Raw genomic sequence first — 21,841 nt, forward strand, 5'->3', positions numbered from 1 at the left:
TTATATGGATAGAATAAAATTTATATGGAAAACCTAACAATAATAAATTTTTCTCTATCTTTTGGGTTAATGGAATATATGGAATACACATTACGATCCCTATTACAATAAACAATTCCTTAATCTTAAAATATTCTTTCAAAGCTTTCGCCTCCCTCATACTTTTAGTCTATATAATCAATTAGAACATCGGAATCACCTTCTTTTCTAAAATAATTACTGCATCCAAATTCAATTTATATTTTTATCTCATCATTTATCTGATTTAACAACAGTCTTCTATATATATCATTATTATTAAATAATTCTTCATGTGTTCCGCTTCCACATATTCTTCCCTTTTGTAATACAACAATTTTATCTGCACATTTTATTGTCGAAAATCTGTGAGCTGCAACTATAGTTATTCTCCCCAACATCAATCGTTCTAATGCTCGTTGAACAGATTTTTCAGTACAACTATCTAAATTTGCGGTTGCCTCATCTAGTAGCAATATTTCTGGGTTTCTAATCATCGCACGTGCTATAGCAATTCTTTGTTTTTGTCCTCCCGACAGTTTAACACCTTGTTCACCAACGTCTGTATTATACCCCTTTGGCAATGAACTAATAAATCTATTCAACTCTGCCTTTTCTAAAGCACTTAATACATTTTTTTCATTATAGCTATCAAGCCCATAAGTTAAATTATCTAAAATAGTTCCTGACATAATTGGTGATTCCTGTTGAACGTATGCTATTTTTCCTCTCCAATCATTCATAGGTATATTCCTAACATCTATTCCTTCATAATAAATATTCCCTTTGTCTTGTTCATAAAATCTCTCTATCAGTGAAAAAATAGTAGATTTTCCAGATCCGCTTTCTCCAACAATTGCTAAAGTCTCTCCTTTTTCAATGAAAAAACTGATACTGCAAAGAGTATTCTTTCTATCTGAATACCGAAAAGAAATATTATCTAATACTAATCCACAATTGCATTTTTGATCGGAAATTATAATCTCTTTTTTAATCTTTTTCTCCACGATTTCTTCATTTAAAATTTTACTAATTCTTTCCATCGCACCACAGCTTCTATTCAATTGACCTACAAATGCCGTCAATCCCATACAAGGTGTTGCAATTTGGAAAAGATAATATATAATTGCAACAAGGCTTCCCGCCGATAAACTCCCATTTGATACTCTCACACTTCCATATCCAAATATAAGAATTAGTAAAAGGAAGATCAACATTGTTGTTAAAGGTTGAACTAAAGCAGTTATCTTTCCACCTTTAATACCTATATTAAATAACTCTTTCGTTAATAATTTTCCTCTTTCTTCTTCTTTTTCTTCAGCTATACATGTTTTCACTAACCGAATATTAGTTAAAACATTGTTCATTCTCGCCTGATATTCTCCTGTCTTATTTTGAAAATCTCTTGAAATCCTATATAATTTTTTATTTAAAGGACTAATTGCAAAAACTGTTATTGGAACTAATCCAACCATAATTGCTGCCATTTTCCAATCAACTGCAAAAATTAAAATTATAGAGCCTATTATAGATATAGCACCTGTAATTGCACTCAAAAAATCATTCGTTATAAACTCACTAATTACCATAGTATCGTTTGTTATCCTGCTCATTATTTCGCCTGTTTCTGTTCTATCGAAATATTCAATTGGTAAATGCAAAACTTTACTCCATAAATCATCACGCAATTGCATAATAATTTTATGAGCCATCCAAGACATCAAATACAACACTCCTACCGAAAATATTACTTGTAGCAAAATAATAAAAGCAATCCAACAAATTTTTTTCCACTCATAATAATTTCCACTACTAATATCTATAGTATTCATTACTGCTATAGGCATATATAATGTACAAAAAACTTGACTAAATATTAAAAATAGCAATATACCTATGTTTTTTTTAAGTGGCAGGTATTTTCTTAACAATTCCCAAAACTTTTTAACATTCAATTCGTTTTTCATCTATCTTATTCCCTTTTCCTATAAACCAGAATATCAGAAAAATAAATACAAAGATAAAGATATAGTCCATTAAATTACTATTTCCTTTTATAATCAAATATTCTCCATCTAATACATTTCTTGTATTTGCTATAATAGTTTCATACATATCATTCTTAGATCGTAAAACGACATCAACTACTCCAAATACCAGCGTTGCAATAAGCGAAAATATCATACTTGAAATGTATAAACTATTCCCACGTAATTTACTTACTTTCTTACTTTTAATTAAATATAAATATACGGCTGCTGTTAGTAATCCTGGTACAAACAGTACTCCATATAGTGTAAAAATGTTCATTGATGAATATCCCCAAAATACTGCTATGCTCCCTAATACTCCTAATGCAATTTCTAAAATCCATAAAATAATATTTTTCCTCATCTTTTCTACCTCTCTTTACAAATATATGCACCACAAATTATACATAAAGTGTACCACCATAGGCGGGTATAATTTTTTTGTATATATCCTTAATACAGCAAGTATTATGCCTGCTGGAAATCTATACACTAAATTACTTAAGAAATCTCCTCCCGTATGTAGTGCAAACCCAAAAATTATAGCACTGACAATAACCACATAATATTTTTTACGAAACAACTGTGATAATAAGTAAAAAATAATTCCTCTCATTAAAATTTCTTCAGATATACTAACAAATAGTTGTTGACTTACAACTTCAGTAAAAATCTTCAAGTTTCCTTTTGTTATAAATAAGAAAACACTAAAAATCACAGCGCTAATTAAAAAAATACTATCTGTTATACCAATTTTTGCTATTCCTATTTCTGAGATTTTAATATTATGTTGCTTTTTTAGTACATAAAATGGCATAATCACAAAACTGATAACGAGTGACAAAATACTTGCCAGCTCCTCCATATTTCCTTGAAAAGCCAAATTTAAGAATAAAAAGCAAAACATACATAAAAAGTTACTCAGAACAATAATACAAACTATTTCTATAAGTAATTTTTCTTTTTTATCCATAACTTATATCTCCTAATAAGAAAAAGGGGAAGTTTAACCTCCCCCTCCTCTTGCTGTCATAATTCTTACCAGCCCTTTTTATTTCCGTATCCTGCACATAATCCTAATACAGGACCAAAAGACCAGCAACCTGCATTTGCTTTCCCACTCTTAAAGATCATACTTACGTCCTCCTTTCTCAGAAATTTATATAATTATAAAAACTATATACTTGTATATTGTGCAAAAAGATTATCATAAAATCGTTTTGCTGCTAAGCAATAAGGATCTCTTTTTTTCATATCGCCTGTAAATAGATATGCTCGTCCCCTACATGCTCCACCACATAAATTTTTGTATTCACAAATTCCACACTCTTCTATATCATCTAATAATATATTATTTCCTTCAAAATCAGACTCATCAATAATATCCTTTAACCTGCCATGTTTTATATTTCCCATTTTACATTCTTGGCAATGTAGCATATGGTACGGATAAATGTCTCCGTTATATGCTATACTAATCGTTTTCTTTCCAAAGCCACAACCTTCCCGATATGTAATGCCAACCACATCTGTAGGTGTATCTAAAATTGTAGTTCCATTTTCTGACTCTGTAATGTTATCACCGACAATAACAAAATCATCCTCGCTGAATTTATAATCTTCAAAAATCTTTTCGCTAAAATCCACTGTAAATATACTGAAACTCATAAATACACCCAATTTTTTTGCTAAATTTTCATATTCTTTCATGAATGGAACATTCTTCTTATGTAATGTTACAATCAATTTAATCGGTATCTTTTCTTTTAGTCTTTCTACCGTATCTAACACACGTTTCATAATACCTTTATCTCTTATAAATGATGTTTTGTCATCATATCCATCAATTGATATGTTAAGTGCATCAATATACGGCAAAACCACTTCATAATCAGAGATGTTCATCGTTCCATTTGATATAACTTCTAAGCTTCCATTTACTGTTTCTTTAATATATTTACAAATTTCTCGTAAGTCTTTTCTCAGAAATGGTTCTCCACCTGAAATTACAATATTTTTCACTCCAAGTAATGATAAATCATCAATGACACATTTCCATTCATCAAAACTTAATTCATTTCTTGTATTCCGATTTTCTACATAAGAATAGCATCCAAGACAATGTAAATTACACGCAGAATTGACATGTAAATATACTGAGTCAATACCTTTTATTTCCTTGTAACAGCTTTTCAAAAAATCATTTTCTTCCAAGACCTTATAAAGTTCTTTCTGGTTATCAGATAGTGAAGAAATCTCTATAAGATTGCTCTTTAATAAATCTACGACTTCTTCCCCTTCCCTGTCTAATCCAATTACCATTCCATTATTTCGATTTGCTATAATAGTTATTCCTTTGACTTTGAATGTCTTTACATTATTACCCAACCAGTCCATATCTTCCTCCAAATTAAATATCTTTGTTTCTAAATTCTCTAATTCCAAAATAAGTGGTAAAAACTGCTATAATAGAAAAATAAATTGCTCCTATTAAAACCTGCGTCCATACTACTTTTTCCATCATTGTAAAAGTATTGATATAATACAATGGGGAAAAATATTTAAACACTTTCGTATAAGAAAGTAAATTCATCCCAATGTAGCCTATCATATAAATCCCCAAGCAGACTACTAATCTATACTTTATGGATAACATCATAATGATAAAAATTGTTATTACCCAAAAAAGATATATGGTAATAATCTGTATAATTTCTATTGAAATTCTTTCATCATACAACGCTCCATTTACAATTGGAGTTTTATCATTCATTATAAAATAATAACAAAACAATCCTACAACTACTAATAATACACTAATCACACCAGCATACACGCTTAATGCCTTTACTTTTTCTATATAGATTTTTTTTCTATCACCTACTTTATTCAAATAAATCCGTAAACTTTTATCTTCAATTTCAGTCCCTAATGTTCTACTTGTAATGGCAACTAAAATAATATTAAAAATAAACATGGATTGAGCCATTTGAAACATCGCCGATATAAAATTGATTGCTGTAATATTTCCATTTCCGCTATAAGAAACTATTTCTGAACCACTTGCAATTCCTACACTATATAAAATCGGAACTAAAATCACTGTTAAAAAAATCCATGTATCTTTTCTTTTATACAATTTATATAATTCTGTTTTGTAAACTACCTGCTTTCTATTTATCATATCGTTTCCTCCGCCAAAAATAATTTTTTCAAATTATTATTTTGAATTGACATTCCCACGATATAATGCCCCTCTTGTAATAATATTCTTTGAATATCAACAATATTTTTTTCATTTTTAAAAAAAATACAATCTTTTTCACAAAGTATAGTGGGATCTTGTAACTCCAACTTTTTTTTCTCTTCTGTGCTTATATTTCCATCAATTTTTAAAATAAAAGTCTTTTCTCTCACTAATTTCTGATCCAAAACCTTTTTTCCTTTTCGAACCATCACAACTCTGTCACATACTTCTTCCACATCATCTAAATCATGACTCGAAAATAAAACGGGGATTTTTTCTTGATGCGCCTTATCTAAAATTACCTTTTTAAATAATTCCTTTCCAACCGGATCTAATCCTACAAATGGTTCATCAAATATCAATAATTCCACATCTGTTAACAGGCTTTGACACAATCCCAATCTCTGTTTCATGCCAAAAGAGAATGTTTTCACTTTCTTTTTTTTGCTATCAGAAAGTTCTGTCTTCTGCAATAGACTTTCTATTAAAGTACTATTTTTCTTGTCTTCTGATAATATTGATAGATACTGTAAATTCTCTTCGGCTGTCAAATAATCCAAAAAACTAGGCTCGATTAAAACTCCTATTTTATCTAATGTTTTTTCCTTTTCACTAGATATTCCTTTAAAAGATATACTTCCAGAAGTAGGTCTAATGAAGCCACAAATAGAATTTAATAATGTTGTCTTTCCTGCACCATTTTCACCTATAAGTGCCACTATTGAATAATCCGGTGCCCGTGTCCCTGCTGTCCGGTGACAGGAAACCGCAAATCCGTTTTTTAGGAAACCACCCTTCCGGTAGTGGAAACCTTTATCATAAATCCTTTAGAATGTAATCATGCACCAGCTGGTGTAAATTCATTCAAAGGAGGTCATGACCATGACCAAGTATCGAGAGATTCTCAGGCTAAAAAGTCTGGGACTCAGTCAGCAGAGCATTGCCGACAGCTGCAATGTCTCCAAGAAAACGGTTAATCGCGTTTTGAAGCGTGCAAAGGAATTAAATATTTCCTGGCCGCTTGATAAAAGCGATACCGATGCTGTTCTTGCAGAAATGTTTTTTCCTTCTACAAAGCAAGTCAGATCCAATAAACGGATGCCTGACTACGATTATGTCCACAAAGAATTACTCCGTAACGGAGTCAGTAAGAAACTCTTGTGGACAGAATACATGGAGGATTGTCATGCAAATGGCGAAGAACCACTTATGTATTCCCAGTTCTGCTATCACATCCAGCAGGATGAGCAGAAACGACGTGCTACCATGCATATCAACCGGAAACCTGGTGAGCAGGTTGAGGTCGATTGGGCAGGAGATCCTGCAACAATCATTGATCCGGATACCGGTGAGATCACCAAAGCCTATATATTTGTCGGCGTGATGACTTATAGTCAGTACGCATATGTGGAAGCATTTCTGGATATGAAGCAGAAATCATGGATTAATGCCCATGTTCATATGTATGAATATTTTGGTGGTGTTGCCAGAATTCTCATACCGGATAACTGTAAAACAGCGGTTGTCCACAATGGTGGCTTTAAAGACCAGCAGGTCAATGAAACTTATCAGGAAATGGCCGAATACTACGGCACCGCTATTATCCCGGCGCGTGTCAGGGCTCCAAAAGATAAGCCGAATGCTGAGGGGACAGTAGGAAATATTTCTACTTGGATCACAGCAGCTCTTCGGAATGAACAGTTCTTCTCCCTTGCCGAATTGAATCTGGCAATCAGAGATAAGCTGGAACTGTTCAACCAAAGGCTCTTTCAGAAGAAAGAGGGTAGTCGGCGAAGCTTATTTCTTGGGGAAGAAAAACCATTGCTGTCACCATTACCTGCTACCCGTTTTGAACTGAGTGACTGGAAAGCAGCCACTGTCCAGTTCAATTATCACATATCTGTGGACGGAATGCTATACTCCGTTCCGTACGAATACATTAAAAAGAAAGTTGATATAAGGGTAACAGACACCACGATTGAAATTTTCTACAACCATAACCGCATTGCTTCCCATCGTCGTCTAAAAGGACGCCCTGGGCAGTACAGCACCATTACTGAACATATGCCGGCAGACCACCAGAAGTATCTGGAATGGAACGGTGACCGCTTCCGTAAATGGGCTGAGCGGATTGGCATAAATACGTACACTGCAGTCAATGCAATATTGACCTCCAAAAGTGTGGAACAACAAACCTACCGAAGCTGTATGGGGCTTCTTAAGCTTGCTGAGAAGTACTCAGATGCGTTACTGGAAGCTGCCTGTAAAAAGGCATTATCCTATACAGCATCACCCAGTTACAAGAGTATTAAAAACCTACTTGTAACCGGTTCAGAAAAACTGGCATCGGAAGCAATCGATACCAAGACCACACATAAAGCACATGGCATCACACGAGGTGCCGATTACTATCGGAGGTAAACACATATGACCAATCAGAGTACAATGGATAAGTTAATAGAAATGCGCCTTACCACAATGGCAGATGCATTCCGCAATCAACTCAATGACCCAAAATTCAAGGAGGTTCCCTTTGAGGATCAATTCGGTATGCTGGTGGATATCGAATACAGCAGTCGCAAAAACAACCGTCTCAAAAGACTGATCAAGAATGCCGGTTTCGATCAGCCGGAAGCGAATATCATGGATATCAACTATACTTCCGGACGCAAGCTAAACAAGGAACTGATTCGCAGACTTGCTACCTGCGAATATATATCTGAACATCGGAATCTTTTTATTACCGGTGCTACAGGCTGCGGTAAAACTTACATGGCCTGTGCCTTTGGCATGGAAGCCTGTAAGCAGTATTACAATACCAAATATATCCGTCTGCCTGATCTGCTTATTGATCTGGAGGTGGCACGGACAGATGGCAACTACAAAAAGGTGATGGCTAAGTATGCCAATCCCGTTGTCCTGATTTTGGACGAATGGCTTCTATTGAAACCAACGGAATCTGAACAAAGAGATATCTTCGAACTACTCCATCGGAGACGCAAGAAATCTTCAACGATTTTTTGCTCCCAGTATGAGTTCGAGGAATGGTACGACCAACTGGGTGGTGATGATAGTCCTCTGGCAGATGCAATCATTGACCGCATTGCTCATGACAGTTATCGTATCAACATTACAAGCATTGATGCCGAACATGATATCTCGATGCGAGAGGTTTATGGCTTGGACAAAACATTACGTGAGTAAACTCGCATAAGCGGTTCCCGCTAGCCCGGACAGACGGTTTCCCGTCTGCCGGACTTGCGGTGTTACCGCACAAGAATATTCAACTATCTCTCCTGGCATTATTTTCATGGAAAAATCATCCAATGCTATTTTGTTTTTATATTTTTTTGTCAAATTATCAATCGAAAGTGCCTCATTCATTATGACCACCGTCTTTCTTTGTTTTGATGGTATTACTATATCATGCTTTTTTAAAATTCATCTTATCTGAACCTTAAAATAACATAAAAAGCAGGGCACAATGCCCTGCTTTTTATGTTATTTTACTGGCATCACAATTATAAATGCCTTTGTATATTTCTTATATGGCTGCTCAAAATAAATAGCTGCTTCATGTGCATCCAGAACTTTTTTTACAATTGCAAGTCCTAATCCACTATTACTACTATCATTTCTCGATTGATCTCCTTTAACAAATGGTTCATACATACACGAACTAATATCTTTTGGAATTTTTTTCCCATCATCCGCTATAACAAGATATATTTTTCTATCATATTCTGTCAGTCTAATTTCAATAGTCGTATCTTCATCATTATGTTGTACTGCATTATTCAGTAAATTTATAATTGCTCGACGCATTTCTCTTTTATCAATGAAGATATTTCTTTCCTCCTCATCAACCTCCACTCTCAAAATGTTTTTATTTACCTCAATATAATGGTATTGATCTGCCAAAATATTTTTCACAAACTCAGTAAAATCCACTAATTCTTTGTTTAATTTGTAATCGACTCGAAACATCCTATTATAATCGCTTAATTGCTGAAGTAACTGCTCCATTTCAACACTGCTTTCAAAACAACGCTTCAAATATTCTATGTTCTTACTTTTGCTATTTTCTAAATCATTTATAACAGTTAGTAAATATCCTTGAACAACTGTTAAAGGTGTTCTTATATCATGACCAATATCCGAGATCAATTGTCTCCTCAACCGTTCTTCTTCTTCTTTTTGTTTTACAGCATCTTCCATTTCTTGCGCCATACAATTAAAAGAATTTGCCATCTCCACAAATTCATACTCTGCTTTAAAAGATAGTCTTTTTTTATAATTCCCACTTCCTAATTCTTTCATTGCTTCTTTTAATAAATTGATTGGCTTGGTCAATTCTACCTTTATTTTCTTAGACACACAAAAAACGGTTAAACAATACCCAATTCCAAATAAAATAATACCTACTATATAAATCCCTAAAAAGTGAATTGATTCTGCCTCTAAAGGAATGTTTATGGTTGGCGTTACTCGCAAGAAATCTATCGGAAAAAAAGTTACCTGTATTCGCTGTCTGTTCTGTTCATCATAAAACTTTTTAACAATCCCTCTATATTTTTTTCCATCAATTTCATAATTACCATTTACAATATCTATAATTTCTATGCTAGTGTATTTTTTATATTCTGCTCTCGGATATTGTCTTTCGTAATCTGTATTCAATATTTCAAACCATGCACCATTTCTTTTTAACTCTGAAATATCTATATCTTCATATCGGCTTTTTCCCTCACAACTGACAATATACTTTTCCTCTAATGTATTAACAATTTTTGAGTTATTAAATACACTTATTACACTCGCCACGATTGCAAATATAATAACAATCACTATTGAAAAAAAACAAAAGTTTTTTATAAGCGTTACTTCTAGTTTCTTCTTTCTATTTTCCAAATTTATATCCTAACCCCCTTACTGTAATAATAAACTGAGGATTTTTAGAATCTTCTTCTATATAGTCCCTTAATTTACTAATATAAACCATTATTGTATTACTATCATATAAATACTCGTCTTCCCATACAGCTTCAAAAATAGCCTTTTTAGTAAAAACCCGTTTTGGATTATTCATCAGTAATTTCAAAAGTTTATATTCCTTATTTGTCAAACATATTTTTTCTTCATCTTTATATAAGCAACATTCTTTACAGTCCAATTTTAGATTCTGAAAACAGATAACTTCTTCTTGAATTTCCTCTGCACTACCAAATTCATAAAATCTTCTAAGTTGAGCATCGACCCTTGCTACCAACTCTAATGGATTAAATGGTTTTGCTAAATAATCATCAGCACCTTTTTGCAATCCAATAATCTTATCTTCATCTGTACTTTTAGCTGATACAATAATAATAGGAATATTCTTTTTTTCTCTTATTGCTTTCATACACTCATAACCATTTACTAATGGCAACATAATATCTAAAATAAGCAAATCAATTTTTTCTTTTTTAGCAATTTTTATTGCATTAATGCCATCTTCTGCTTTAATTAAATTATATTTATCTTCTAAATGTAAAACCATCAAATCTAAAATTTCTTTAGAATCTTCTACAATTAAAATAGTAAACATATTTCACCTCCATTTTGTCGCATAACAGTTTTTGTACTTGAAATGAACTTTTCTTCTTTTCATATTTCTATAATATTGAATTTGTTTGATATAACTATTATATTCCATATTTACGCCAACTTCAATTCTTACAAACAATTTTATATATTCATTAGCCAATTACCATTTTAGCACTTCATGATAATTTTCTCCCACAAATATCACTTATCAAACAAAATATAGTAAATCACATTTTTCGTAGTAAACTAATATTTGAAATTTCAAAGCTTTTACATAAAAAATGCCGCTACAGGTTTTTATCATCACCCGTAACGGCATTTTCTCTTATCTTATTCAGCCTTTTCTTCATTACCAGATTTTAAATACTTCATTACCTCTTCCACAGTTTTTCCGGAAGCAATCAATGCGCTAAATATCTCATCTTTCTGTTTATCTTCGATTTTCTTCCTGAGGTCCTTTGCTTTCAGACGCAGTTCTTTTAATTCTGCCTCTGTTGTTTTAATCTCCTGTTCTACAGTTACTAGCTGCTCCTCCAGAGATATATTCTCCATTTTTTTGCGTCTTGGCATATCTGCTCCTCCTAATACGATATTTTCTTTATTGTATCACTCTTTATCGGAAAACACCATATATTTTTCTGGACTTTTCTTACCTCCCGTTTCTTCGCTGCTGTTTCTGGCTTTTGGCATATTCCATCTTTTTATTGTATTCGTCCATGATTGCACTTTCCAGATCTGCCTTAAATTCTGCATTAACTGCATGGGCAATGTCCTCCCGTTCTCCTTTTGCAGAATTTTTCTGGGGCATACCTACAAAGGTTTTTCCGTTCCATGCCTGGATCACATGAAGCTGCTGGATTGCCAATACGTCCTGCAGACGAATGGCAACATCTGCCTTAAAGGTATCGCTTCCCTGTACCGGATTTACACTCAGATTGTAATACAGTTCTTCCTCTCCCCAACTGCCCTTACAGTCTGTTTTAGTTTCTGTCATATTCTCATAGGCTTCCCTTACAGTATCCAACACTTCCTTTTGAAATTCCTTATCGGTAAACCGAAAAAAAGGAACATACTCCCCTGTTTCGTAATCTCTGTAACGGGGCATATCGAGGTACAGATTTCCTTTCGAGGACTCTTTAATTGCAAGACTTTTCACACAGAAGGCCTCATCAAAGGTAATGGTAGCAAATCCTTTCAGATTATTGATCTTTCCTTCTTCCTGTTTCAATTCCGGTTTATATACTCTGATATTATATTCCATATTGTGATCTCCTTTTCTACTCTACTTTTCTTTACCGAACCGCTGTCTGGCATGGAAGATTTTTGGTTTCCTCCTGCACTTCCACACACTCCTCCTGGTCCTTGATTTCCAGTTCTGCATCAATCTCCATCTGCCGGGTAATGTTTTCTTTTAAAAGCTCCTCATACGGGAAAGGCTTTGCATATTCCTGCTTTGCATTTTTTATCTCATTTTCACAGGTCTTAATTTCTTTTTGAACATCTTCTACTGCTTTATCAAGGGCATTCAAGCGGTTTTCCATACGGACCATATTGCCGGAGTCACTGCTTTTTAACTCCACACTATATTCCTTCTCTCCCTGAAGGAACAATACCGGCTCCATCATATCCTTTTGGACAAATACCTGAAATCCCTTATACATACCGACTTCGTGCCTGGTAAAAGCTGTCACACCTTCTATAATCCCACGCAGGACTTCCCCTGCTTCTTTATGCTTCTCATAGACTTTTCCCTGCAGCGTGATTGCAAACCCCGGCTGTACTTCCATAGCCTGGTTCCTACGGTCCAAATCCATTTGAAGCGATTGCAGTTCTTTCTCCAGACTTTGTATCCTTTTCGGGTACTGGAACGTAACCGCATCCTGCAAAGCAAACCGTTTCCCTTCATGTGCAGCTTTTAAAATTCTCAGACGTGCCACTTCATTATCTACTTGTATTTTTTCCATAATCAGGGGATTTTCAGAAGCTACCGCTTTAATCTCTGCAAAGTTTAGTACGGTTTCATCTATATCCTCACAGATCCTTGCCAGTTCCCGGCTGGTAAATACCTGGCTGATAAACCGCTGTTTTGTTTCTACAATGCCCCATAAATAAGCATCAAAAGAACCCTTTGTTACATAGCGGTAAATATTGACTTCCTCATTTTCATTCCCCTGGCGGATAATACGCCCTTCCCGCTGTTCAATATCAGAGGGTTTCCAGGGGCAGTCGATATGATGTGCCGCCACCATTCTGGTCTGGATATTGGTTCCTACTCCCAGTTTTTCGGTACTTCCTATAATAATCCGTTTCCTTCCGGCTCTGACATCGGAAAACATACGGTCCCTCTGTTCATCTGTTTTTGCATCATGGATAAAACAGATTTCTTCCTCTGGAACACCTCTGGTAATCAGTTCCTGTTTTAAATAATCATAGACGGTAAACGCTTTCCCAGGTCCGGGTGTCCCAATATCCGAAAAAACAATCTGGGTTCCTTTCTGTTCCTGGGACTGTACATATTCCTGGTAAATGTTTTCTACTGCTTTATTCAGTTTGGAATCCGAATCTACCGGAGCATAACTGTCCAAAAGCCGGGGATCTGTACCCAAAAGCCTTGCTTCCCCGGTAATCCGGAGCATATTGTCGTCCTTTGGATCTACCACACCTCTATGGATTGCTTCTGCCCTTTCCACCATTTCCTGCATACGTTCTTTGACATAATCAGAGGCTTCCGATACTACAACCTTATATTTTCCGTCCTTTAATTCTGGCCGCTTAATATCTAGCATATCAGGCAGAATAATGTCTGCTATTTCTTTAAACAGGTGTATCAGTTCCGGCAGATTGATAAACTTATTAAACCTGGTCCGCATCCGGTAACCAGTACCTTCCGGTGCCAGTTCCAAAGAGCTGGTAACTTCCCCAAACACAGAAGCCCATGCATCAAAATGGTAAATCCCCTTTTCGTGAAGCCGCCTTTCCTGCAGATATAACTGCATCACATAAAGTTCCACCATTGAGTTTGACAGAGGGGTTCCCGTTGCCATAATGACGCCCCTTCCCTGATTTTTTTCGTTGATATACTGGATTTTCATACGCATATCCATAGCCCTCTGGGAACCGCTGGAACCCAGACCCGCAACATTGTTCATTTTCGTAAAAATTTCCAAGTTCTTGAACAGGTGCGCTTCGTCTACAAATAAGGCATCTACGCCTGTTTCTTCAAAGTACATCACATCATCTTTGATTTCTTCATTGTTCAGTTCTTCGATTTTCTGCAACAGTTTTTTCTTTCTGCTTTCCATCTGCTTTATGGACCAGTTCTTTCCTGCTTCTTCCCTTGCCTGGTTAATGGCTTCTACCAGTTGCTCTGCCTGTTCTTCTATCATGGCTCTTTGCCGGTCAGGGGAAATGGCAATTCTCTGGAACTGCGTATGTCCGATAATAATACAGTCATAATCCCCTGTTGCCATTCTGGCAATCATGCGCCTGCGGTTTTCCTTCTGAAAATCTTCTTTTCTGGTAATCAGGATCTTCGCATCTGGGTAGGCCCGCAAAAATTCTGCCCCCATCTGGAAGGTCAGGTGGTTGGGAACCGTAAGAAGGGGTTTCGTTGCCAGCCCCAGCCTCCTCATCTCCATACAGATACAGATCATTTCCAGAGATTTACCAGTGCCTACCGTATGGGCAAGCAAGGTGTTCCCTCCACACAGCAATGCCCTTGCTACAGCATTTTTCTGATAAGGACGCAGTTTTAACAAAGGGTTCAGTCCCGGCAGTTTTAAATAAGAGCCATCATAGCTTCGTTGTCTGTCGCAGTTAAAGGTTTCATTGTAAAAATCCACATATTTTTTTCTGCGCTCTGGTTCCTTAAAAATCCAGTCCCGGAAGGCTTCTTTTATCTGCTCCGCCTTATCCCTGGCAAGCATGGTTTCCTTCCGATTAATCACATAACGCACCTTTTCCCCTTCCTGCACCCGGTCCCGTATGGTCACAATCCGGCTGTTTAACAGTTCCTCTATAATGCTGATCGCATCCATAAATCTTGTGCCATAGGTTTCCCTGGTACGAATGGTTCCTCCAAAAAAATTTCCCCTGTCAATATGGTAAGACATATCTGCATCTAAGCGCTCAATCTTGAGGGCATGGCCACTATGAGCGCAATAGTTTCTCTGGTTGCTCTCCGGGATTTCCAAAAGCTCATATATAAACTGTTCGTAATCCTCATTTTCAATCCAGGTTGTTCCCAGTTTTACACTGATCTCAGGCGCTGTCAGTTCTTTTGGCTGTACCTTTTCCAGTGCTTCCACGTTGTCTACAAACAAGGGATTGTTCTGCGCATAAATCCTAGCAGTACGGAGCTTCTGCCGCACATTTCCGCTTAAATACTCATCTGCGGTTTCCCACCCTGCATTGGGATCTTCTTCTTTTGCCAGTACCGGGTTCTGGTAGATTAACCCTTTTAATTCCTGGAGCATTTCTTTCCTGTTTCCCAGATAAAGAGAGAGCATATAGGGAATATCCACCCGGTTATATTCTGACAGACTGATATGCAATGCTTCCTGGGCATTTTCCACTTTGTCTATCACATCTCTGGGGCGTATGGTCCTTTTGTAAAAAATATCGGCTTTGGTTACGTTTTTGTCCTCATCAACCACTTCCAGGGAAGATAGCAGGGGGTAATCATTGTCCTGCCGGAACGCCATTTTATTTGTCCGGTCACAGAAATATCCATGCGTTTTCACAAAGGCATCATACAAACGGTTTAACTGTTCCTGTGCCTTTTTCAGTTCCTGGTCAGAACAATTTTCCTGCTGTATCTGTAAAATTTCACGCACCAGAAGGCGGATTTTATGCATGGCACGTATCCGGCGCTTCACACTTTCCTTTGCCTGACTCCGGTATAAAGACTCCCCTTCCCGGTAATATACTTCGTCCTGTATCACCGTAAACGTATAATTAGGTATCTTTGGGGAAGCAGCTAAGACGTCCTGCTCTTCCTTCTTTTTTTCTGCTATGCTTTCTTCATAACAGTTTTTAGGAAGCTCTCCAACTGCGTCCAAAATTCTTTTTTCCAGGTCAAAGTCTTCCGCTTCATTGACCAGGGCTGTATATTTGGAATCTTTCCCGAAAAACTGTTCAAACCAGACCATTTTCCCAAGCATCATTTCCGGGTGTTCCAGATAATACTCATTTACCGGTACCATGTCTTCCGTAAGCCCTGTATAAGTCCAGATTGGCTCCCCAATCGAAGGCTCTGCTTTTTTCTGAAAAAACAAAAGGTCACTGGTAACTGCGGTATTGGCGCTCTTTCCAAAAGAATCTGCCGGAAGCCGGACTGCCCCTAAAAGGTCTGCCTGTTCTGCCAAATTTTTTCTCACAGCGCTGTCATTTTTATCCAACGTCCCTTTTGAAGTTACCACTGCCAAAATGCCTCCTGGCCGAAGGAGGTCCATGCTTTTCCGGATAAAATAATCATGGACTTTCAACTTCATCTTTTTATATCGGGGATCATACAAACGGAAATCCCCAAAAGGCACGTTTCCTACAATTACATCAAAGCTGTTATCCTCAAATTCCGTTTTTTCAAATCCTTTAATCTGGATACTGGCTGAAGGGTGGAGCTTTTGTGCAATCCTTCCGCTTATGGCATCAATCTCCACGCCATAAAGCTGGGATTTTTGCATACTTTCCGGAAGACCATGAAAAAAGTTTCCAATCCCCATAGCCGGTTCCAGAATTTTTCCCTTCTGGAATCCAAACTGCTCCAGGGCTTTATAAACACCCCGCACGACTTCCGGCGGCGTATAAAAAGAACTGTTGACACTGGCCCTTGCCTGGGCGTATTCTTCTGCGGTCAACAGTTCCTTCAATTCCTGATATTCTTTTTTCCACTCCGGGCGTTTACTGTTAAAAGCATTTGGCAGCCCGCCCCACCCTACATACCCCGCAAGAATTTCCTGTTCTTCTTTTGTGGCATTTCTCTCTTCCTGCTCCAGTGTTTTTAAGATACGGATTGCCCGGATATTTTTCTGATACCGGCTTTTATCCCCACCGGTAAACTGCAACCACCCTTCTGGGTAATAATAATCTCCGGCTTCTTCCTTGCCTTCTGTCTGGACAGAGGTTCTTCCTTCCTGCCAAAGCTCTTCCTTTTTAAGAATTTCGCTATATTCTTCCCATAATGCCGGAAACCAGGGAAGCAGACGGTACATATTCTCCTGCTGCTCTAAGGTTTCTGAATCTTCGGTATAGGCAATCTGGTCCTCCTCTGCCAGATGTGCAGTAAGCCCGCCAAACTGATCCCAGGAAAGTTCCTGCAGAAAATCTTGGCTTTCCGGCAGGGTGATCTTAATCCCATTTTCCTGAATACAAAGCTCATAGCTTCCATGTTCTGTCCGCACCAGATAATAAGGCTGGCCTTCCGGTACTTCCCGAAGCAAAAGCATCTTCAAAAAATGGTCTTTTTCTTCCGGTAGCTGATTGGTCGTATAGACCAGACAGAGCATTTTCTTTAAAATATCCGCCTGGATATTCTGTTTATAAAAGGCTATGCCAATCTCTTCTAATGGGATTGGTTCCTTTTCCTCAATCACTTCCTGCACTTTCTCTGGCTGTAAGGTTTCTTCCTCTGTTTCTTCCCCATTTTCTAAGGCTTCCTCCGATACAGATAACAAAGGAAGATAGGTCCCTTTTTCAATCCGTTTCCCAATTTCCAAAGAAACTTCGTCCCAGTACCAGAACGCCTCCTTCATGGAAGTTCCCTCACTCCAAAGGATATAAAAACCACTGGAACCGCTTTCTGCGGTCAGGATACCGTCTTTTGTATGGGCTTCTCTTTTTACATCTCCATACAATTCATAAAGATAAGCTTCCCGGTCTGTTTCCTCTGGATTGTTCCGGTAAAACTCATAAATTTTATATGGTATCTCCTGCTCCGTCATTTCCAGAAGAATTTTCTCTTTCTGCCAGTTTTCCGGCTGTGCAGGTTCTATCTCCCCAGACAGAAAAGGAACCGCCGAAGCAGTTCCTTTCTCTGTATCCTCTTCTGTTTTTTCCTGTTTTATCCGATCCTGAGCTGAATGATCTCCTCCATAACCTGTTTCTGTGCTTCCATATCCGCCTGTATCCGAAGGTTGGTCATTTCCAACGTGTTGTAAGGGTCTATCCTGTCCTCCCTGGTCCAGGTCTTCAGAAAACTTTCTGCCAGTTTCTCGTGGTATTCCTCCGCTTCTGTCTGGATTTTCATAAGCCGCTCCATCAGTTTCCCGGACAGGAGCATCATTTCGTATTGTGCCTGGTCCGTTCTCTTCATTTCCTGTGCTGCGATCCTGCCGTAACGGTTCAGGGACGCCAGCATCTTCTCCTCGCTCATCACGCCCTCTAAGACTGGTATCTGTACGCCATTCATTTCCCTGTACTGGATTCCTGCGATTCCTTCCATAATACTGCCTCCTTTCAAGGTCTATGTTCTTCATGGTCCTTGCAATCTGTAACACAATCCGCCCAGATAAATGGGATACTAACCGTCCTGTCCGGTACAGAACCTCCTCATTCTCTGAAAAACCGCAGATAAAAGAAAAATCCAGGGTGTCATCTCGGATACCGCAGCGGCTTTTCACCGCATAACAGACACTGTTTACAAGAAACTCTGTAATCTGGTTTTCTTTTACCTCCTGTCCCTCTCCGATAAGGACAGCCAGCTTCTGCAAGGATTTTAAAATTTCATCTTCCTCTTCTATCATAAACCAAACATTTGTTCTTGTAAAGGCGTCTAAAGAATTTTTAAACTTTTTTTCCTGTTCGTAGATTTCCGGGAACAGCTCCCTTGCCAGCAGTCTGCGGTTTGTCCCATTCACCTGCCAGTTCCAGGGCCGGATTCCCTGTCCCTTTACATCTTGAATATCATAAACATGGGTAACTCCTTCCCCGAAAATTTTGGAAGGAAATACTGCAATTCCTTTACTTCCTCTGGCAACCGGCAAATCCATTTCCAGCCAGGCATCATATCCTGCAAGAACGGACGCATCTGGGCGCTGGGCATATACCATACAGGTATTTAAGAAGTCCAACTGATACAAACGCCCCATGCAGGAAAGGAAATTTTTCCAGGAATCCTCCGACTCTGAAATCCAGTGTATGGTTTCCTCATACAGTTCCCGTACTTTTGTGATATGCTTCATCTGCTGTTCCTTCTTTCTTTTACAGGTACCAGTTCTTTTGCAGAAATATCACGATAGGAAAAATCATCTGCCCCCAGCACGATTTTTTCTGCATAATAATCTGCTTCTGCTTTTGCAGTTGCCTCCAGTTCATTCCTGCCCCGGTATCTTACTTTTTTCTCCAGGACTTCTGTTATGGTCACTTCATATTCTTTTTCGTCCATGCTTCTCCTTTCTTACTGCAAGCGGCTGGGTCTTCCATACAGCCCAATGTTCGACGGATTGAACGGGTCATTCACTACTCCACGTCTGCTGTTGGCTGCATGTACCATTCTGCCATTACCAACATAAATTGCCACATGGGAAATATTGCGGAACTGCCCATTCTGCTCATAAGAGTAAAAAATCAGATCTCCCGGCTCCAGTTCGCCTTCTGTAACTTCCAACCCATGTGTTACCATAAATTCTCCCTGGGTAGAGGCAATCGCCGGAAGGGAAATGCCTACCTCCTGATACAACCGCTGTACCAGGGAACTGCAATCATAATATCCTTCCTCATACCGGTGTTCCTGACTGTATTTGCAGCCTACCTTCGTCAGTGCCAGATTTGCAACGTCACTTCCTACGCCAAAGGAAGGGATCTCATTTCGGAATTCCTCACTCATGACTTCCCTTAAAAGTTCTTCTTCTTTTTCGGTCAGCTTTCCAAGTGCAATATAGTCCTCATAATTCAGGTTCTTGACGTAGCAGCCCTTCTTTGTTACCGTAATCTCATTTTCGTCCCCATCTGCCAGAAACGCTTCAAAAGTCTGATGTCCCCAGGCAGACGCAGTTGCATGATCTGCACAGAAAACATCAAATTGTACCCCATACCGGTCAAATGCTCCGGTATCTTCTACGGTATATTCAATCCCGTTCATAATGATCCTGGTTCCCATAGGGACAAAGGGGTTTTGTGCATCTACTGCAATGGTATGGTCCGGTTTTGGCATGACACCGGAGGCTGTAGGTCCTCCTGCCCACTGTCCACAACAGATACTGCACTGGCAATAACCGCTGGTGACAACATTTCCCAGGCTTTCCCCTGCCTTTATGGTAGTGGTTATGGTCGTGTTTTCAAAACTGTTCATTTCATCAAAGATTTCCTTCAGCTTGTCCTTATGCCGCTGATCCATATCCACACCTATATCCCCGGTTCCATACTTCACCATATAAACCATTAAAGTATCATAGTAATTACTCACATAATTCCCGTTTTTCTCATGGAGATAGGTAACTGCCCCATCTTCCCCATTTTGTCCAAGTTTTGTATTAAAGTCCATGTAGTAACCGCTTAAAACTTCTCGGACGGTAGGGTTCTCCTCAGACGGATTTGGCATGAACGCACCAAGTGGCGAACAGTATAAGAGGAAAAAGATAATCACTACAGGGATTGCCACCACAAGAAGAATACTGAACAGCGGAGCCAAAAGCGCCCCGGCAAACTGGACCACCTTCAGCATAAACACAGAGGCTTTCATCTTTACAATATCTTTTGCCACCTGTGCCAAACTGTCCTGCTGCCCATTTCCGGTGAGCTTATTGATCATATACTGGATTTTTCTCTGCCGGACTGCCTGTTTTTTCTGTTTCTCCATCTGTTTCTTTTTCACTGCTTTTGTTTGTCTGTAAAACTGCTTATTGGTGATCTTCCCATCTGCCTGTTTTACCTTTAATTCCTGCTCTGCCTTTCTATAATTCCGATCCTTCCACATCTTTTCTGCCGGTTTTGTTGCTGTCCCCATGACATAAAGGGAATCATTGACTTCCTCCCCGCCCTCTAACTGGGTCAATATAGCAGCCTCTCCCCGGCGTACCCCTTTTATGGCAGTCTGCTTCGCCAGGGAAGATTTTTTTGTTTCCGCCAGCTTTGCAGCCTGTTCCCTCCGATACTGTTCCTTCGCCTGGAAACCAGCAGAGGGCTGACTGTTTGGTGCTACCCCCTGTTTCATCTGATCCGGCTGTAAGGTTCCCGGTACAGATACGGTGCTTTTGGCCTTTCCATTTTGTTTTCTATCTTCTGCTGCTCCCCGGATTGCTGCCTCTTTCCCGGCTTGCTTTTTCTTTTCCTTTTGTTTTTCAAACAGCGCTTCTCTGCCCTGCTCCGGCTGTTTCCCTTTTTCTGCCCCTTCTTTTTTCTTTCTCTGCCCTAAAAGATCGGCCACCGGCTTAGAGGTAAAAGCAGCTTTCTTTTCCTTTGCAGATAAAATAGGATTTTTCTTATGCACCGTCACCTGGGCTTCTTTTTTTAATTTCAGCTCCGGCTCTTTTTCTTTTTTTACCTTAATCTCCAAAGCAGTCCCCCTCTCCGGGGTTTAATTCTTCTGCCTGATACCAGAGCGCCTGAAACAGATACCCCTGTTCCTTTTCTCTGGGTGGTGGACCGTACTCCTTTTCCAATTCCTGAAAGGCTTCCATAAGGTTTCCGGAAAATTCCTGGTAATCATCTTCTGTCAGGATATATTTTTCACTGAACAGCACCTGCTCCAATTCCCCCACTTCTACCAAATGGTCTATGTCTTCCGGGGAAAGTGGCGGTCCCAGTCTGTCATAAGTCTTTTCTTTCAGGTAGGAAAACTGATAAAGTTCCGTCTGCTGCGGTAAAATCTTCTCCTTACTGCCATCAAAGAGCAAAAAAATAGCTTCCGCTTTTAAGAAAACGGAAACCTCAGCTTGCTCACCATATTTTAGTGCCTGCTCCTTAGAAGGAAACTCCAGCCAGTCCGGAATACGGATTTCCAGCATCCAGGCTTCATACTGCA

The 21,841-nt window shown here is 38.5% G+C and carries 17 protein-coding genes; 2 read left to right on the forward strand and 15 right to left on the reverse strand.

What is annotated here, in order from left to right; genetic code table 11:
- Positions 1–236 precede the first annotated feature (236 nt).
- The 6 genes from AC6I5B_RS14995 to AC6I5B_RS15020 form a co-directional block, all read right to left on the reverse strand.
- Positions 237–1,985, reverse strand: coding sequence for an ABC transporter ATP-binding protein (locus AC6I5B_RS14995; RefSeq protein ID WP_118340024.1), 1,749 nt, complete (start codon positions 1,983–1,985; stop codon positions 237–239).
- Positions 1,963–2,412, reverse strand: coding sequence for a hypothetical protein (locus tag AC6I5B_RS15000; RefSeq protein ID WP_118340022.1), 450 nt, complete (start codon positions 2,410–2,412; stop codon positions 1,963–1,965). Before AC6I5B_RS15000 ends, AC6I5B_RS14995 begins: the two co-directional genes overlap by 23 nt.
- A 15-nt stretch (positions 2,413–2,427) precedes the next feature.
- Complete coding sequence (locus AC6I5B_RS15005) at positions 2,428–3,021, reverse strand: CPBP family intramembrane glutamic endopeptidase (RefSeq protein WP_118340020.1); 594 nt, start codon at positions 3,019–3,021, stop codon at positions 2,428–2,430.
- 203 nt (positions 3,022–3,224) lie between these two features.
- Positions 3,225–4,445 (reverse strand): radical SAM/SPASM domain-containing protein, encoded by a 1,221-nt coding sequence (locus AC6I5B_RS15010; RefSeq protein ID WP_118340018.1) that lies wholly within the window; start codon positions 4,443–4,445, stop codon positions 3,225–3,227.
- 13 nt (positions 4,446–4,458) lie between these two features.
- Entirely contained in the window at positions 4,459–5,232 is a 774-nt protein-coding gene (locus AC6I5B_RS15015) for a hypothetical protein (RefSeq protein WP_118340016.1), read from the reverse strand.
- The gene (locus AC6I5B_RS15020) at positions 5,229–6,014 is read right to left on the reverse strand and encodes an ABC transporter ATP-binding protein (protein WP_497773434.1); all 786 of its coding nucleotides are present in this window, start codon (positions 6,012–6,014) and stop codon (positions 5,229–5,231) included. Before AC6I5B_RS15020 ends, AC6I5B_RS15015 begins: the two co-directional genes overlap by 4 nt.
- Positions 6,015–6,177: 163 nt before the next feature.
- On the opposite strand from AC6I5B_RS15020, the gene istA reads away from it, so the two are divergent.
- On the forward strand, positions 6,178–7,716 hold the full coding sequence (gene istA, locus AC6I5B_RS15025; RefSeq protein ID WP_055200997.1) for an IS21 family transposase: 1,539 nt from the start codon (positions 6,178–6,180) through the stop codon (positions 7,714–7,716).
- Positions 7,717–7,722: 6 nt separating this feature from the next.
- Positions 7,723–8,499: an IS21-like element helper ATPase IstB gene (gene istB, locus AC6I5B_RS15030; protein ID WP_019161580.1), complete on the forward strand. Its 777-nt coding sequence runs from the start codon at positions 7,723–7,725 to the stop codon at positions 8,497–8,499.
- Here istB and AC6I5B_RS15035 read toward each other — a convergent pair.
- From AC6I5B_RS15035 to AC6I5B_RS15075, 9 genes are all read right to left on the reverse strand, one after another.
- A complete protein-coding gene (locus AC6I5B_RS15035) occupies positions 8,488–8,679 on the reverse strand; it encodes a hypothetical protein (RefSeq protein ID WP_497773435.1) in 192 nt (63 codons plus the stop codon). The two genes, istB and AC6I5B_RS15035, sit on opposite strands and share 12 nt — an antisense overlap.
- Positions 8,680–8,796: 117 nt before the next feature.
- Positions 8,797–10,206, reverse strand: a complete 1,410-nt coding sequence (locus tag AC6I5B_RS15040) for a HAMP domain-containing sensor histidine kinase (protein WP_118340012.1) — start codon at positions 10,204–10,206, stop codon at positions 8,797–8,799.
- Complete coding sequence (locus AC6I5B_RS15045; protein ID WP_118340010.1) at positions 10,196–10,882, reverse strand: response regulator transcription factor; 687 nt, start codon at positions 10,880–10,882, stop codon at positions 10,196–10,198. Before AC6I5B_RS15045 ends, AC6I5B_RS15040 begins: the two co-directional genes overlap by 11 nt.
- A gap of 329 nt (positions 10,883–11,211) precedes the next feature.
- Entirely contained in the window at positions 11,212–11,451 is a 240-nt protein-coding gene (locus AC6I5B_RS15050; RefSeq protein WP_118340008.1) for a flagellar export protein FliJ, read from the reverse strand.
- A 79-nt stretch (positions 11,452–11,530) separates the two neighbouring features.
- Positions 11,531–12,142, reverse strand: a complete 612-nt coding sequence (locus tag AC6I5B_RS15055; RefSeq protein ID WP_195956095.1) for a septation protein SpoVG family protein — start codon at positions 12,140–12,142, stop codon at positions 11,531–11,533.
- A gap of 31 nt (positions 12,143–12,173) precedes the next feature.
- The gene (locus AC6I5B_RS15060) at positions 12,174–19,061 is read right to left on the reverse strand and encodes a helicase-like domain-containing protein (protein WP_287643036.1); all 6,888 of its coding nucleotides are present in this window, start codon (positions 19,059–19,061) and stop codon (positions 12,174–12,176) included.
- Complete coding sequence (locus AC6I5B_RS15065; RefSeq protein WP_055056107.1) at positions 19,058–19,264, reverse strand: DpnD/PcfM family protein; 207 nt, start codon at positions 19,262–19,264, stop codon at positions 19,058–19,060. The genes AC6I5B_RS15060 and AC6I5B_RS15065 overlap by 4 nt, the downstream gene beginning before the upstream one ends.
- Positions 19,265–19,276: 12 nt before the next feature.
- Positions 19,277–21,373, reverse strand: coding sequence for a C40 family peptidase (locus AC6I5B_RS15070; RefSeq protein WP_118340002.1), 2,097 nt, complete (start codon positions 21,371–21,373; stop codon positions 19,277–19,279).
- Positions 21,363–21,824, reverse strand: a complete 462-nt coding sequence (locus AC6I5B_RS15075) for a hypothetical protein (protein ID WP_025577477.1) — start codon at positions 21,822–21,824, stop codon at positions 21,363–21,365. Before AC6I5B_RS15075 ends, AC6I5B_RS15070 begins: the two co-directional genes overlap by 11 nt.
- Positions 21,825–21,841 lie beyond the last annotated feature (17 nt).

The organism is Faecalimonas nexilis (genome assembly GCF_059731825.1).